This window comes from Novosphingobium sp. CF614, assembly GCF_900113255.1.
Taxonomy (GTDB): domain Bacteria; phylum Pseudomonadota; class Alphaproteobacteria; order Sphingomonadales; family Sphingomonadaceae; genus Novosphingobium.
In genome coordinates, this window is record NZ_FOOR01000003.1 from 213376 (window position 1) to 229962 (window position 16587).

The following is a 16587-nucleotide window of genomic DNA, read 5'->3' on the forward strand; positions in this document are numbered from 1 at the left end:
GTGAAAAATTAGGTGTTTCCCACGAGGATTGCCATGCGCATCGACGCCAGAAACCTGCTCAACCGACTTGGGAAGAATGAGTTCTCCTACAAGGAGTTCGAGGATCGCTTCACCGATCTGGAGCTCTGGCCCATTCTCGAGGCGTTGCTGAGAGACCCGCGCTTGCAGACGCTCGACCAGGTCAATGCACCGGCTGCGCAGGCGGTGCAGGACACCCGGGCGTCGGACGAGCAGCCGCTCGGCGCACTGTTCAGCCGCTATGAGCACGAAACCAATGGTGCCGCCTTGAGGCAAGGCACCCCGCGACATGGCGATCGCCAGCCCGGTCAGGACGTGCGGGCGATGCTGCGCCACCTTTCCGAGCTGGGCGCCCGGGGGGAAATCTGATGGCGATGATCGTCTGCCACGGCCCCAAGGGTGGGGCCGGGACCACTTTCATCGCCGCGCACCTGGCCACCGGCCTTGCCGAGGCCGGTGCCGACGTGACGGTGCTCACCGTTTCACCGCGCGACACCCTGGCGCTGCATTTCGGCCTGCAACCGGCGCTGAGCCTGCCCTCGATGACCGCCCCCGTCAACGAAGCGGTAGTCGCGGGCGGCATCAACCTGCGGCACTACCGCAGGGCGCCCGTCGATCCGGACTTCATCCCGATGCTGCGCGACCTGGGCTATCTGGCACCCGGCGCCCACCGGGTGCTGGTACTTGACGTGCCTGCGGGAGAGCAGGCCTTCGGTCGCCGCGCCATCACCCACGCCTGCGCGCACGTGTGCCCGCTGAACGCGGCTCCGGACACGCTGGCGCTGCTGCCGGCGATGTTCGGGGAGGCGGGGGAGGCCGGCCTCGCCCGCACCGCCTTCGTGGTCAACGCGCTTGACGAGACACGCCGGCTTTCACGGCACGGTGCCGCCTTCATCCGCGAGCTGACCGGCCCGCGCCTGATCGGCCGCGTCCGCCTGGACGAGGCGGTGCCCGAAGCCATCGCCATGCTGCAGCCGCTGGCCCGCTACGCGCCCGCCAGCGCCGCGCTGGCGGACGTGCGCCTGGTCGCCGCGGCGATGGTTCCCGCGCTCGACAACAATGTCTCCGATGCCTGGATCGCGCCGGCCGCCGTGAGCCGCGCGGCGTGATCGGACCGCTTACCTGGCGGCGCGCGAGGCGCTACCTGGTGATAGCACCGCTGGCCCTGCTCGCCGCGCTGGTGATCGGCGTGCCGCTGGACGGCGGCGCGCAATGGGCCTGTGCCGGCGTCACCATCGTCGGCGCCATGATCCTCAAGCGCTGGCAAGGCCGCAAGGGCGCGCTGGCGCTCGGCCTGCTCGCGGTGCTGGTCTCGACCCGCTACATCGTCTGGCGCACCACCCAGACGCTTTCCTTCGGCACCTTTCCCGAATTCGTCTTCGGCGGCGGGCTCTATGTCGCGGAGCTCTATGCCTGGGTCATCCTGATGCTGGGCTTTCTCCAGAACAGCTGGCCGCTCGACCGCCCGGTGATCGAGCCCGAGGGAGACCCGCACGACTGGCCAACGGTCGACATCTACATCCCGACCTACAACGAAAGCCTGGCCATCGTGCGCAACACGGTGTTCGCGGCGATGGACCTGGACTATCCTGCGGACCGCTTCCGCGTGTTCATCCTGGACGACGGCAAGCGCGCCGAATTCCGCGCCTTCGCCAAGGAGGCGGGCTGCGGTTACATCACCCGCGACAACAACCTGCACGCCAAGGCCGGCAACCTCAACGCGGCGATGAAGAAGACCGACGGCCAACTGATCGCCATCTTCGACTGCGACCACGTGCCCACCCGCGCCTTCCTGCAACTGACCATCGGCTGGTTCCAGAAGGACCCCCGCCTGGCGCTGATCCAGACCCCGCACCACATGTATTCGCTCGATCCCGTGCAGCGCAACCTTGCCGCCACGATGGGCGAGATGCCGGGCGAAGGTGACTTGTTCTACGGCCCGGTGCAGGGCGGCAACGACTTGTGGAACGCCACTTTCTTCTGCGGCTCGTGCGCGATCATCCGCCGCGAAGCGCTGATGGAGACCAACGGCTTCGCCGGCGAGACCGTCACCGAGGACGCGCACACCGCGCTCAAGCTGCAACGCACCGGCTGGAACAGCGCCTATATCAGCGCGCGCCTTTCGGCCGGCCTCGCCACCGAGCGGCTGGTGCTCCACGTCGGCCAGCGCATCCGCTGGGCACGCGGGATGACGCAGATCCTGCGCATCGATTGTCCGCTGTTCGGGCCGGGCCTGAGCTGGCAGCAGCGGCTTTGCTACCTGAACGCGATGCTGCACTTCCAGTACCCGCTGCCGCGCATCGTCTTCCTCACCAGCCCGCTGGCCTACCTGATCTTCGGCCAGAACATCATCCAGGCCTCCGCCTCGCTGATCTTCGCCTATGCGATGCCGCACCTCTACTGCTCGGCGGTCGCCAACGAGCGGACCCAGGGCGGGGACCGGCGTCCGTTCTGGGGGGAAGTCTACGAGACGATCCTGGCCTTTCACCTCGTCAAGCCGACGATCATGACCTGGTTCCAGCCGCGCAAGGGCAAGTTCAATGTCACCGACAAAGGCTCGCTGCTGGACCGGACCTACTTCGACTGGGCGATCGTCCGGCCCCACCTGGTCTGCATCGGCCTGCTGGTGGGCGGGATCATGCTGGCCTTCGTGAAATGGGCGTTCTTCCCCTACATGTTCAACATCCAGGCCGACACGCTGGTGCTGAACGTCGCCTGGGCAAGCTTCAGCCTCATCATCCTGCTCGCCGCCGTCTCTGTCGCCCGCGAAACGCGGCAGGCGCGCCTGGACATCCGCATCCCGGTGGACCTGCCGGTGACCGCCTACCTCGCCTCGGGCCATGTCGTGCCGGCCCGCACCCAGGACATCTCGATGGGCGGCGCCGCGCTAGTGCTTCCCGCCGAGCTGCCCGTGCGCGAGCGCACCGTGCGCCATGTGACGATGGCGATGGGCGACGAGGTCCTGTCGATCCCGGTCGAAACCGTGCGCACCGATGCCACCAATGCCTATGTCCGCTTCGAGAAACTGGACCTGCTCGCCGGCCGCCATCTGGTGCGCGCGGTCATGGGCCGGGCCGATGCCTGGCAGCCGAACGCGAAGCCGGCGCAAGTCACCGGCCTGCGCTCGCTCGCGGACATCATCATGGTCGACATGACCACGATCAAGCGCATGCTGGGCCTCAATTTCGCGGAGCGCCGCGCGATGCGCGCGCTGGACGCCGCCATCGCCGCCGCCGGCGCGGCATCGCGGGAAGGCAAGGCGCGCGAAAGCGATGCGCGGCCGTCCCTCGCCAAGGCGGCGATGATCGCGGGCGCGATGGTGCTGGGCACGGCGGGCTTGCCTTACGGCGCCGCCCGTGCCGCGCCCGTCCCGTCATCCGCCGGCCCCGATACCCCCGCGAAGGACCACGTGGCCGAGCGCCTGACCCTCAAGGACCTGCGCGTCACCAATCCGATCCGCCTGCAAGGCACGCGCGGGGAGATCGGCATTCCCTTCGGCATGCGGCAGGACCGCGTCGTCACCGGCGCCGCGCTCACGCTGCAGATGGCCTGGTCCCCGGCGATGCTTGACGACCTCAGCCAGCTTGTCGTCATGCTCAACGGCGAAGTCATCCAGATCGTGCCGCTGACACGCGGCGACGCGGGCGGACGCACGCTGCGCATCCCGGTCAATCCGGCACTTTTCCTGCCCGGCGACAACCAGCTCAACTTGCGCCTCGTCGGCCACTACGCGCGCGACTGCGAGGATCCGTTCAGCTCGGCCCTGTGGGCGAACGTGAGCAACACGCTCTCGTGGCTCGACCTCGACTACCAGGCGCTGCCGTTCACGCCGGACCTCGCCCGCCTGCCACTGCCCTTCTACGACAAGGGCCAGACCCTGCCGCTCAGGATGCCTTTCGTCTTCGCCAGCCAGCCGCGCAAGGGCGAGCTGGAGGCGGCCGCCAGCACCGCATCATGGCTGGGCTCGCTCGCCAGCTATCGCGGCTTCGTCTTCAAGCCCGTGATCGGCGCCATCCCCCGGGGCAACGCGGTGGTCTTCCTCAAGGCCGGCCAGTCCATCCCGGGGCTGGCCGTGGCGCCGTCCAGCGGCCCGGCCGCCGCCGCCATGCGCAATCCCAACGATCCCTACGGCACGCTGCTGGTCATCATGGGCCGCGACGACGCGGACCTGCGCCTGGCCGCCGCCGCCATCGCGCTGGGGCGCGGCGTGTTCGGCGGCGAGCGCATGGCCTTCGACAGCGTGCGCATCCCGACCTGGCCGCGCTACGGCGCGCTGCGCTGGATCTCCACCGAAAAGCCGGTCGAGCTTGGCGCCATCATGGACGGCTACGCACTTCAGGGCATGGGCATCCAGCCGGGCCCGCTGAGCGCCCGCTTCCGCGTCGCGCCGGACTTGTTCTTCTGGCCGCACCAGGGCGGCACCCTGAACCTGGGCTATCGCTATCCGGCCGCGCCATGGCTCGACAAGCGCGGCTCTCGCCTCGATGTCTCGATCAACAACCAGTATCTCAAGACCCTGCCGCTCGGCGTCAACTGGTGGACGCAGCTGTTCGGCCACTCCGGCGCCAGGAGCCAGGATTCGAAAGCCACCGTGGTGCTGCCGCGCTACAACCTGTTCGGTCAGAACGAACTGACGCTGGATTACAACCTCATCATCGCCGACAAGCAGAAGTGCACGGGCACCTTGCCCGAGAACGTGCGTGTCTCGATCGACCCCACCAGCACGATCGACCTCACTTCCGCCTACCACGCGATCATGATGCCCGACCTGGCGACATTCGCGGGCGCGGGCTTTCCTTTCACCGCCAGTCCCGATCTGGCGCAAACCACCGTGGTCATGGCCGAAACACCTTCCCTCGCCTCGGTCGAGGCCTTCCTGGAACTGATGGGTCGTTTCGGCGATTCCACCGGCGTTCCGGCGACGGCGGTGACGGTGACCGCCAGCATCAATTCCGAGGAGCTTGCGGCGCAGGACGTGCTGGTGATCGGCGGCTCCGGCCTGGCCGGAGCGGAAGGGCTCTTCGGCAATTCGCCCGTGCGCTACGAGAACGGGCGCCTGCGGGTGGCGGAACGCTCGCCGCTGCAGAACATCACCTCGCTGTTCGGCGGAACCGAGCGCGACGATCCGATGGCGGCGGCCCCGCTGGTCTACGACGCGCGCGGCTTTTCCGGCATCGTCAGCTTCCGGTCGCCCTATGCCTCCGACCGCACGGTAGTGGCGCTGCTTGCCGATGACGGCGCGGCGCTGCCGGCGCTGGTGCAAGGGATGGCCGACGTGAAGATCAACGCCCAGGTCCAGGGCGACCTTTCGGTCACCAAGGGCGACGGCATGACCAGTTTCATGATCGGCGATCGGTACTGGGTCGGCTCGCTGCCGGTGTGGATGAAAATGGCCTACTGGTTCAGCCAGCGCCCGCTGCTGATGGGACTTGGCACGCTGCTGCTCGCGGTGATCCTCGCCGGGCCGGCCTATCTCTATTTCCGTAGCCACGCGCAGCGCCGCCTCGGCGCGCGGGATGACGACGCGTGACCGCCGCGATATCCCGCCTGCGCCTCATCGGGCTCGCTCTCCTGCTTTCGGCCGCCGGCGGCGCGATACTCGTCGCCCCGGCGTTGCATGCCGAAGCCGCGGGCGTCGAGGCCTTGCTCAACCAGGCGAAGTACTGGCGGTCGAAGGGGCGCGAGGACCTTGCCCAGCAGGCGCTCCGCCGCGCCAAGGCGCTCGACCCGGCCAGTCCGGCCGTGGCCGGCGCCCTGAGCGCCGGCACTCCCCGGCCCGCGCCGACCCGATCGGCGCCGAAAGCGGCGGCAGTGACCGCAAGGCCTGCCGCGTCCTCGCCTGCTCCCGCACGCACCGCCGCGCCCTCCCCCGCGAACCGTGGCGGACAGGCCCGCGTTGCCGGTTTCGCCGCGCTCGACCAGGGCAACCTGCCCGGCGCCAGCACCCAGTTCGAAAAGGCGCTCTCGGTCAATCGCAAGGATGCCGATGCGCTGGGCGGGCTGGGCCTGGTGCGCCTGCGTGAAGGCCGCTTCGCCGAAGCGGCGGACCTCCTCGGCCAGGCCTCGCGCCTGGGCAAGGCCGATCAGTGGGCGCAGGGCCTGGCCTCGGCCCGGTTCTTCGCCGGTGTCGGGAACGCGCGCACCCTGCTCGCGCAGGGCCAGGTGGCGGAAGCGCAGCAACAGGCGGAGGCGCTGGTCCGTTCGGGATATCCGGAGCCCGCCCCCGCGCTCGAACTGCTGGGCCAGGTCTACGAGAAACAGGGCCGCTATGCCGACGCCGCAGACCTCTACCGGCAGGCCAGCCAGGGCGGCGGCGCTGACGAGAAGCGCCTCCAGATGCGTGCTGCGCGCGGCCGCGCCCTGGCCGCCGCCGCGAACGGCGACGATATCGGGGCCACGCGCGAATTCCAGCAGGGGCTGCTGCTCGATCCGGACGACCCGTGGATCCGCTATGAATTCGCCGAGTTCATGGTAAAGCGCGGTCGCGTTCCCGAAGCGGAATCACTGCTGCGATCCCTGGCAAGCAATGGCGGCGCGGATTCGCTCTACGCCGCCGCGCTCGTCAACGCCGATCTCGGCCGCCCCGCCGAAGCGGAGCGGCTGATCGCGATGATCCCCGAAACCCAGCGCACCGCGCCGATGCGGGCCTTCGCGATCGGGGTGAAGACGGACGGCGCGATCGCCCAGGCCAGGGCCATGGCGAAGACCGGCCAGCAGGCCCAGGCGCTGGCGGCGCTGCGCCAGCTCGGCGCGATGCCCTCGATCCCGACGGGCAAGCGGGCGGCCATCGCCAATGCCCTGTTCGAACTGGGCGATGTCCCGGGTGCCGCCCAGCTCGCGGGAAGCGCCCTCGATGGCGAGGTCTCCAGCCTTGACGACTATGAGGGCCTGATCGGCGTGCTGGTCCGTGCCGGACGCGAGGATCTGGCCCAGCTGGCACTGCAGCGCGCCGGGCGGATGGCCGGCACATCGGCCGAGGGCCAGCGGGCCCATGCCCGCATGAGCGCGGCGCTGATGACAAGCCAGGCGGACCGCGCACGCCTTGCCGGGCGCTTCGCCGAAAGCTTCGATATCCTCCAGTCGGCCTACACCGCCGCGCCGGACAATACCGAGATTCTCTCCGGGCTTGCGCGCCTCTACCAGAGCGGAGCCATGCCGGCACGGGCTGCCCAGACATTCCAGCTGGTTCTCGCCCGCAAGCCCGGCGACAAGGACGCCCTGCTGGGCCTTGCCGACAGCGCCCAGGCTGCCGGCGACCGCGACTTGTCCGAACGGGCCCAGGTCCAGGCGCTGCGTGCCTTTCCGCAGGACTACCAGGTGCACGTGGCGCTGGCCGGGGTCGAACGGGCACGCGGCGACGGGCGTGCGGCGGTCCGCCTGCTGAAGGAAGCACGCGAACTCTACGCGCGCCAACAGGGTGCCGCCGGGGCCGGAGCGCCGGGCGGCAACCCCTTCGCCGGCATGGGCACCGACGGGAGCGCCAACCCGTTCCGCGACCAGGACGCGGCGGCCGCGCCGCAAGTCAATCCCTTCGCGCTGGGCGGCGGCACCCGCCTGCCCGCGACGCCGGCAGGCTATGCACCGGCGGGCTATTCCCAGGCACCCTATTCGCAAATGCCTTATACGCCCGCATCACCCGTCCAAGGCCCGACCCCGGCGCCGGACTATCCCGCGCAGACCGGCTATGGCAGTATGCCGGCGAGCGCCGCGGCGCCTCTCCCCGGACCGAGCTTCGCTTCGTCTCCCGCCGCACCCGTCTATTCGGCCGACCCGGTGATGAACCAGATCCAGTCGGAGATCGCGGCGCTCTCCCAAGATACCGGGCCGCGCGCCGATATCGACACTTCGTATCGCCAACGGTCCGGCGAAACCGGCCTCAGCCAGCTTGACGAGATCAAGGGTTCGGCCAAGTTCTCGACCGGGGCGCTAGCCGGGCGCGTCTTCGCGAGGGCCGAGGCGAGCGTGATCGACGCGGGCCGCCCGACCGGTTCGGGCCTGGCCCGCTTCGGCCGCAACGCCACCCCCGAAGCGCAAGCGATCGTCGACCAGGTGGAATCGCCGCTGGTCAATGCCGACAGCCAGCACGCATCCGGCGTCGCCTTTTCGGCAGGCTACGAAAGCGACGCCGTCCAGATCGAGGCCGGCACCACGCCGATCGGCATGGGCAAGACCAAGCCCGCCTTCCGCGCGGCGGTGACCCCCAAACTTTCCGAGAACGTGCGCGCCAGCGCCTTTGCCGAGCGCAAGCCGGTGGCCGATTCGATCGTCTCCTACGCCGGCACCCGCGATCCCGTCACCGGCGAACGCTGGGGCCAGGTCATGCGCATGGCGGGCGGACTGGGCCTTTCCTATGACCGCGACGGCAGCGGCGTCTATGCCGAGGGACGCTATTATCGCTTCGATGGCACCAACGTGTCGAAGAACACCGGATTCGAGGCCAATGTCGGCGGCTACTTGCGCGCCCATCGCGGCGAGCATTCCGCGCTCACCGTCGGCCTCAACGTGAATTATCAGCGCTATGACAAGAGCCAGAACTACTTCACTTTCGGCAATGGCAGCTATTTCAGCCCGCAAAGCTTCATCTCGGTGGGCTTCCCGGTGAACTACACGATGGAGAACGACCGGTTGGACGCGCGCGCCGCGTTCACGCCAGGCTTCCAGAGCTACAGCCAGGATCAGAGCCCGATCTATCCCACCGATCCCGTCGCGCAGGCGGACCTGGACGACCTGAAAGCGCTCAACAGCGACGTGCGCTCCTATTACGACGGCGTCAGCAAGACCGGCTTCGCCCTATCGGCAGAAGGCTCGCTCTACTACAAGATCAGCCCGACCACCCGCATCGGCGGCCAGACCAGCTACAATACCTTTGGCAGCTATGACGAATTCCGCAGCATGCTCGGCGTGCGCCAGAACTTCGGGAGCAGCAAGTAAATGAAGATGCAGGCTTTCCCCCAACCGCGCCACGGGCCCGGTGACATCGGTGTGGGCGGCCTGGCGCTGATGGCGCTCTCGACCGCCGCCGAAGTCTGCGAGGCCGTACCCCCGGCGCAAGCACGCGGCTTCTTCCTGGCGATCGGCAAGCGCATGGCCAGCCTCGAGCCGCTCGAAGGCGTCGACGATACCGCGGCGCTCCACGCAAAGCTCAACGCCTTCTGGCAGGCGCTGGACTGGGGTGAGGTGGAGCTGACAGTGGGCAAGGAAGCGATCATCGTTCACCACCGCGATCTGCCCAATCGCATCGCGCCGGACCCGCAGGGGCATTGGGCGACCATGCTGCTGAGTGTGCTCGAGGGCGCCTATGACAGCTGGTTCCGGGCGCTGGGCAGCGGGCCGGTGCTGCGCACGGTGGCCGAGTGGAAGGGGGACGTGGTCGAGCTTCGCCATGGCCGATGATATCCTCGGCGTCGATCGCCGCACTTTCGCGCTCGGCATGCTCGCAGCGCTGACCGCCGCCTGCAACACCGGCAACCAGGGCCGGGCGCAGCCGGTCGAGGGCTTCTGGCCGCTCTGGCGCGATCGCTTCGTCACGCCGGAGGGCCGCGTGATCGATACCGGCAACGGCAACATCAGCCACAGCGAAGGCCAGAGCTACGGCATGATCCTGGCGCTCCACGCAAACGATCGCCCGACTTTCGAGCGAATCGCGCGCTGGACCGAAGACACCCTGGGGCGCGAGGACATGGCGTTGCATTCCTGGCGCTACGACCCGCGCGACGAAGCGAACCCGGTCTCCGATCCCAACAACGCCACCGACGGCGACATGGTGATCGCCTGGGCACTGGCGCTGGCCGGCGAGCGCTGGGGCGAAGCGGCGTGGGCCGAACGTTCGGTGCAGGTTCGCGCCGCGATTCACAGCCAATGCGTGCTCACCCGCTACGATCGGGCCTTGCTGCTGCCGGGCATGGCGGGCTTCGTCGAAACCGGGCAAGTCACGCTCAATCCCTCATATTTCGTCTGGCCGGCGCTCGATCTCTTCACCCGGCTTGACGGCGCCGCGACATGGAGCCCGGTGATTCGCGACTGCGAGGAGATTGCCCGCCTCGCGCGATTCGGCGGACACGGCCTGCCGAGCGACTGGATCGTCGTGACCGGCAGGAAGGATATCATACCCGCCCCGGGCAGGCCGCCGCGTTTCGGCTTCGATGCCATCCGCATCGCATTATGGGGCATCGTCGGCCAGCGCACGGATCTGACGCAGCCGATCGCCGCGTGGTGGCGCCAGTGCCTGGCGCAGCACAAGGCGATACCGGCCTGGGTCGACGTGGTCAGCGGCGAAGAGGCGAACTACGCGGTTTCCAATGGCGGCGCCGCGATCGCCGCACGCCTGCTCGGCACCCCTGCCCCGGCCCAACTGGCCGACGATTACTTCGCCGCCGCATTGCAAATGCTGGCTCGACTCTAATTCCGAAGCGCTGAATCCGGCGCTTAGGGGTTTACGCGTATCGGCCGCTCCGGAGTGCATCAACCAGACTTCCGTACTTTACGCCTGTGTTCCGGAAAGTTCCGGCAAACTAAGACGTTAGCGAGGGTCTCAAGCGTGTTCACGGCCTCCCCGGTTTCCGGCTCGGACCTTGCCGGGACGGCTCCACGTCTCGCACCGAGGCTGGCATCGCACGATCGGCGCGACGACCTGCTGCGCCAGTCCCGGGTAGCACTCTCGCTGGGTTCTCCCTTCGTAAGCGAGGTCCTTGCCGCCGCCTACCGCCAGCTCGCGCGCGCGCCGCGACTCGAGGCCGTTATCGCCGCCTGGCCTTTCGATCCCGCGACCAGCGCCATGGCGCTGCGGCTGAACGCGGGGCTGCACGCGCTTGCGCGGCGGGGGACTTTCACCGATCTCGCCGCGCTCTACGCCCGGCAGCATAACGCGTTCGACCGTGCGGTCGGCGAAGCTCTCCAGGAAGGCGAAACGACGCTGCTGACCTGGATGGGTCATCCCACCCAGACCAACGAGGTGCGCCGATCAAGCGCGTTCATGGCCGCGCTCGTGACGCTTGCCCATGAACATGGGCTGCCTTTCGAACTGCTCGAGATCGGCGCCAGTGCCGGCCTCAATCTCCTGCTCGACCGCTATGCCCACGATCTGGGCGGCATGTCCTGCGGGACTCCGGATTCGTCGCTTCATATCGTTCCCCGATGGCAGGGACCCGTCCCGCCCCGCGCGGATGTGCGCGTCATCTCGGCGCGCGGCGTCGATCTACGGCCACTGCGTGTCGACGACCCGGAAACACGCGAGCGGTTGATGTCCTATATCTGGCCGGGCGACAAAGTTCGCTCGGGCTACTTGCGCCGCGCGCTGATTCTCGCCCGTGACCTGGTGCCGAACGTCGCCCAGGCCAGCGCCGCGCCCTGGCTCGCCGAGCGCCTCAAGGAACCGCAGGCGGAACGCACCATGCGCATCGTGCAGCACTCGATGGTGCTGCAGTACCTGCCCGAGGACGAGCGCGAGGCGGTGATCGCCTCGATCCGCGCCGCTGGCGGCAGGGCCACGCCCGAGCGACCGCTGGCCCGGATCGGGCTCGAATGGAATGCGGACCGCAGCGAAGTGCTGCTCAGCCTCACCCGCTGGTCGGGCCGTGCCGACGACGGACACGAACACGTCCTCGCCGCCTGCCATCCTTATGGCGCCGTGATCGAGTGGCGTGGGCTTCCGGACGCTTGCCCACCGGCCTGACCGTTTCGAAATCGCTGCCATCGAAATAGACCCGTCGCCCCGAGCTCGCACCGGGGCGACGGGTCTATTCACACGCGACCTCGCCGAAAGGCTTTGCCGAGCGACCGCCAGCGGTCCCGAGGTGGGGCCCAGAGGACGGATCATTCCCGAAGGCTTCTGGTACATTCCGGGATCAAGACGCGCCATCTCATCCGGAACATGAAAAAGGGCCGCGGAAGTCGTGCTTCCGCGGCCCTGCTGGTCTTTCAGTGACGGAAGGTCAGAATTCGGACCAGTCATCCGCGCCGGACTGCACCGCAAGATTGCCCACCACGCGCGGCGCCGAGCGTACAGGCGCGGGCCGGCGGCGCTGGGCCGCGACCGGCCGGCCGCGAGATGCCCCGCCGTCATCCACCTTGAAGGTCGAAAAGGCTTCGAACAGCTGCTGTGCCTCGCGCGCCAGCATTTCGGTCGCGGCGGTGGTTTCCTCCACCATGGCGGCGTTCTGCTGGGTCATCGCATCCATCGCGCTGATCGCCTCGTTGACCTTGAGCAGGCCGGTCGACTGCTGCTCGGCGGCCTCGGCCATCGCCTCGATCGATTGGCTCACGCTGGAGACGCGCTCGATGATGCGGTTGAGCGAACCGCCGGTGTCGTTGACGAGCCCGACGCCCGAAGTGACATGCTCGGTCGCCGAAAGGATGCGCGATTTCACGTCGGAAGCGGCGTCGGCCGCGCGCTGCGCGAGCGCGCGCACTTCGGAGGCGACCACGGCGAAGCCCTTGCCGGCATCGCCCGCGCGAGCGGCCTCCACGCCGGCATTGAGCGCCAGCAGGTTGGTCTGGAAGGCGATTCCGTCGATCACGCTGATGATCTCGGCGATCTCCCGGGTGGCTTGGTCGATCCCGTGCATCGCCGCGATCGCGCGCTGGACGATCGCACCGCCCTGCTCGGCTTCGCCGCGCGCTTCGCTCATGGCCTTGTTGGCCTGGGAGACGATGCCGGCGCTTTCGGCGACCTTGCGGGTAATGTCATCCATGGCCGAAGCCGAGGACTGGAGCCGTGCCGCCTGTTCCTCGCTGCGGTCCGACAAGTCGGCGGCGGCCTGGCGGATCTCGGACGAACCGGTGGAGATCGAATCGATGCTTCCGCGCACAGAGACCATCACCGTGCAGAGCTGGTCGAGCGCGTCGTTGAAGTCCCTGGAGACGGACGCGAAGGCCGCCGGCAGATCTTCGAGCCTTGCCCGCAGGTCGGACTGGGAAAGGTCATGCAGCTTGCGGCCGATCTCCGCCATGGCCTGTTCACGGTCGCGGTCGGCGGCGAGCTTGGCGATGGCTTCGTCGCGGAAGACCAGCACCGCCCGCGCCATGTTGCCCAGCTCGTCCACGCGCTCGGTGCCCGGCACCGCGATGTCGCTGCGGCCCGAGGCGAGCGCCGCCATCGTCTCGGTAAGATCACCGATCGGGGTTGCGATGTCGCGGCTCAGCTTGCGCGAAAGACCCACGGCAAGTCCGATAAGCGCGAGACCGCCCACCACAAGCGCGATCCAGGCCGTGGTGATCGCGGTCTGCTGGCCGCTCGATTCGGCCTTGATCCGCACTTCCTCATGATCGCGCAGGTCGCGCAGGGGGACCACCGCGTCGCTGACGAGCGCGGCCTTGCCGGCGTCACGCACGCGCTCCATGGCCAGCTCCCGGTTGCCCTGCTTGACCATGGCGATGGACTTGTCGCCCCAGTCGGCGCGCCATTTGAGCGTGGCGGCGCGCGAATCCAGCAGCTTTTGCCGCATCACCGGATCCACGAGCATGGTCTCCATTTCGGCCGAAGTCGCGTCGTACTCGTCGCGGCCTTCGTAATACGACTTGAGATAGCTGTCGTCACCGGTCACCAGGTATCCACGCATCTGGCTGTTCTGGCGCAGGATCGAGGTTTCAAGCCCCAGGGCCTTGGCATGGATGGCCTGGCTGAAGTTGGTTCGCTCGGTCGACCGGCTAATCATCGCGATGTTGGTGGCGAAGACCAGCATCATCACGGCGGCCGAGAGGTTGATCGCCACGAAGGCGACCACCAACTTCTTCGGGATGTTCAACGAGCTGAGCATTCGTTCATTCCAATCTAGTATTCACGTGCCTCGAACCCGGGCCGCGGTGCCCATCGCGCCGCGGCCCGGGACGCTTCAGAAATCGAAGCGCAGCGAGGCGGAGATGGTGCGCGGGTTGACCGTTCGCGCCGTGACCAAACCGTTCGACGGGATGTATTCCGCGTCGACTTCGACGAGTCCGAGAACGTCGAACAGGTTGTTCGCATTAAGCATCAGCGTGACGCTATCTGTCGGCCGGTACTGCACGAAGGCGTTGACGATCGCGTAACCCGGCATCTTCAGCTGGTTGCTGTCGCCGGCGAAGCTGCTGGTGGTGCCATAGACATTTGCACCCACGGAGAACTTCTTGATGTCCACCTGCGGCGAGATCTGGAAGATCAGGTCCGCCTGATGCTTGGGCGTATTGCCGATCGTGGACGAATCGAGCTTGTCCGCGGTGATCTCCGCCTTGGTCCAGGTGGCGCCGCCATTGACCGAGAAGATGCCCCAGCGATAGCTGGCTTCCAGTTCCGCACCGTAGGCACGATAGGACCGCTCAAGCGAAACGTTGTGCTCGCCGGTCTTGGCCCAGAAGCCGGTCACGTAGAGCTCGGCATTGTTCGCACGGTACTTGATGCCGGCTTCGGCCTGCTGGACGGGATCAAACGCAGCGGCGGGATCGTTCAGCTTGCCCGTTGCCGAGTTGATGTAGCCCGAGAAGAAGATGCGGTCGGCATTGGCGCGCGCGCCCTTGCTGTAGCGCGCGAAAAGCGAAAAGTCGTCCGCCATGCGGTAGTTGGCGCTGAGCGAATAGGACAAGTAGTCGTAGTTGTAGTTGACCAGCGCCGAGGTCGCGTAGGAGATGAAGCCCACCTTCCTTTCCGGCAGCGAGATCGTGCCGTCACCGTTCATGTCATAGGTGATGTACTGCGCGTTTCCAGGCACCGTCGTGCCATAGAGATTGCCGCGAGCGCGGCCGAAATCGTAGCGTACGCTGGCACCCACCGAGAGCTTGCCGATATGGTAGTTGAGCGAACCGTAAGGCGCGTTCACATCGTAGCTCACATCGGACCGATCCCGGCGATAGCCGCCGAGAAGAGCCGGCCCGTAACCGAAATAGCCACCCTGCGTGATCGGCAGGGAACCGACGCTCATGTTGATGAGATTCGCGTTGCCGCCGCCGACCACGTCGGAGAGCTGCGACGTCCACAACCATGCGATATCGATATCCTGGCTGGAACGATAGTAGCCGGCGGTGAAGGTCAGCTCGCCGCCGCCCATGTCCCAGACCTTGCTGGCGCGAAGGTCGTTAATCATGTTGTCGAGGCTGTTGAGCTTGTTGTCCCAGGCCAGTTGCAGGGTCAACAAGCCGTTGCCGTTGAGCGTCGAAGGATCGGCGATCACCTGCCCGGCCTGGGGACCGGTGGCATAGCTCAGCGTCGTGCCATGGAACGACGCCATGATGTTGGTCGCGTAGTCGACCGAGCGGTAGGGCAGGCTGGCCGAAGTATTTGAAAGCATGTAGGGCTGGATCATGTGTCCCGACATTTTCGCGTAACGGAACTTGTCGTTGATCGTCCATCCGTCGACGTCGAAGTTGGCTTCGAAGCCGATCGATTTCACCTTCGAATGAGTCGCGTCGTGGTAGGGATTGGCGACTGGCCGGTTCTGGTCATCGAGCGTGATGTTGGAGCCGATATAGCGCGAGAACAGCGAGTCCTTGGTGACGTCGAAGTTCGCGATGCTCGAATAGCTCGGATCACCGTTGGTGCCGGAAACCTGCACGGGCGTGTACGGCGTGGGCACCGTCTGATCGTCGAGCAGCTTGCCGTAGAAGCGGATGTAGCCCCCGGTGAATTCCTTGGTGATGTTGAACTTGATCTGGCCGCCCTTGAAGCCGTCGAAACCGGTCGCGCGCGGACCTTCGCCCTTGCGGTAGAAACCGCCGACGTGGAAGCGCAGCGTGTCGTTGATATGGGCGCCATATTCGAAATCGATGCGCTGGTCGTCGTAGTCGAGCCCACCGGTGAGCTGGATCGCTCCGCCGTCCTCGGTCCCTGTCTTGTCGATCAGGTTGACGATGCCGCCCGGCGAGTTGGACGCGAAGGTGGAGGCGGAACCGCCGCGAATCGTCTGCAGCCCGACGAGATTGAGGTCGGCACGCAGGAACTGCTCAGCCGTGGCGAAGCCGATGTCGCCGAATTCGAGCGTCGGGATACCGTTTTCCTGGATCTGCAGGAACTTGGCGCCGCCATTGGCGATCGGCAGGCCGCGAACCGAAATATTGCCGAAACCCTCGCCGCCAGTGCTCTCGGAACGCATGCCCGGAATGTAGCGGAAGATTTCGGCGGTGGAACGGACGCCGAGTATCTGGATCCTGGCTTCGTCCAGCGTGCTGGTCGACGTCGCGCTGTCCAGACGGTCGCGCGCACGCGCGACGCCCGTGGTCATCTGATTGGCGCTCGAAACCGACGCCGACGGAGCCTCTCCCTCAACCTTCTCTTCGGCCGCCATGGCCGTCGAAGGCAGGACACAGGCCGCGGCAAGAAGTAACATTGTTCTTGTCTTCACTTTTATCACCCCTGTTGCGGAAAATCTGTTTCGCGAACAGGAGGCTTAGTGATGAGGCGCTTAATTCGCGCATCCATGCTGCTACGGGAATTTGCTGGGGCGGCCGCAAGATGTTGGGTACGAATAGGGTTAATGCGGATGAGTGCACGGGAAACTGGACAGGCCCGAGCAGCTTGACCTAATCCGGCTGTCACGCGCGATCGTCGGGACCGACATTCTCACGCTGATCGGTGTCGACTTCCCCCAGGCACTCACGCGGGGGGCC

9 protein-coding genes are annotated in these 16587 nt (G+C 67.0%); 7 read left to right on the top strand and 2 right to left on the bottom strand.

What is annotated here, in order from left to right:
- The first annotated feature begins 33 nt into the window (after positions 1–33).
- The 7 genes from BM052_RS05805 to BM052_RS05835 all read left to right on the top strand — a co-directional run bounded on the left by BM052_RS05805 (position 34) and on the right by BM052_RS05835 (position 11689).
- Entirely contained in the window at positions 34–387 is a 354-nt protein-coding gene (locus tag BM052_RS05805; RefSeq protein ID WP_091144321.1) for a hypothetical protein, read from the top strand.
- On the top strand, positions 387–1127 hold the full coding sequence (locus BM052_RS05810) for a cellulose synthase operon protein YhjQ/BcsQ (RefSeq protein WP_091144323.1): 741 nt from the start codon (positions 387–389) through the stop codon (positions 1125–1127). The genes BM052_RS05805 and BM052_RS05810 overlap by 1 nt, the downstream gene beginning before the upstream one ends.
- Positions 1124–5548: a UDP-forming cellulose synthase catalytic subunit gene (gene bcsA, locus BM052_RS05815; protein ID WP_091144325.1), complete on the top strand. Its 4425-nt coding sequence runs from the start codon at positions 1124–1126 to the stop codon at positions 5546–5548. The genes BM052_RS05810 and bcsA overlap by 4 nt, the downstream gene beginning before the upstream one ends.
- Entirely contained in the window at positions 5545–8949 is a 3405-nt protein-coding gene (locus tag BM052_RS05820) for a cellulose biosynthesis protein BcsC (RefSeq protein WP_091144327.1), read from the top strand. Before bcsA ends, BM052_RS05820 begins: the two co-directional genes overlap by 4 nt.
- Positions 8950–9411: a cellulose biosynthesis protein BcsD gene (locus BM052_RS05825; protein ID WP_091144329.1), complete on the top strand. Its 462-nt coding sequence runs from the start codon at positions 8950–8952 to the stop codon at positions 9409–9411.
- A complete protein-coding gene (locus BM052_RS05830; RefSeq protein ID WP_091144331.1) occupies positions 9401–10420 on the top strand; it encodes a glycosyl hydrolase family 8 in 1020 nt (339 codons plus the stop codon). Before BM052_RS05825 ends, BM052_RS05830 begins: the two co-directional genes overlap by 11 nt.
- A gap of 135 nt (positions 10421–10555) precedes the next feature.
- The gene (locus BM052_RS05835) at positions 10556–11689 is read left to right on the top strand and encodes a DUF2332 domain-containing protein (protein ID WP_255405987.1); all 1134 of its coding nucleotides are present in this window, start codon (positions 10556–10558) and stop codon (positions 11687–11689) included.
- 259 nt (positions 11690–11948) lie between these two features.
- Here BM052_RS05835 and BM052_RS05840 read toward each other — a convergent pair whose 3' ends face one another.
- Positions 11949–13772 carry a methyl-accepting chemotaxis protein gene (locus tag BM052_RS05840; protein ID WP_177198347.1) on the bottom strand — a complete coding sequence of 608 codons (1824 nt, stop codon included), beginning with the start codon at positions 13770–13772 and terminating at the stop codon, positions 11949–11951.
- 75 nt (positions 13773–13847) lie between these two features.
- Positions 13848–16307 (bottom strand): TonB-dependent receptor domain-containing protein, encoded by a 2460-nt coding sequence (locus tag BM052_RS05845; RefSeq protein WP_091144334.1) that lies wholly within the window; start codon positions 16305–16307, stop codon positions 13848–13850.
- Positions 16308–16587 lie beyond the last annotated feature (280 nt).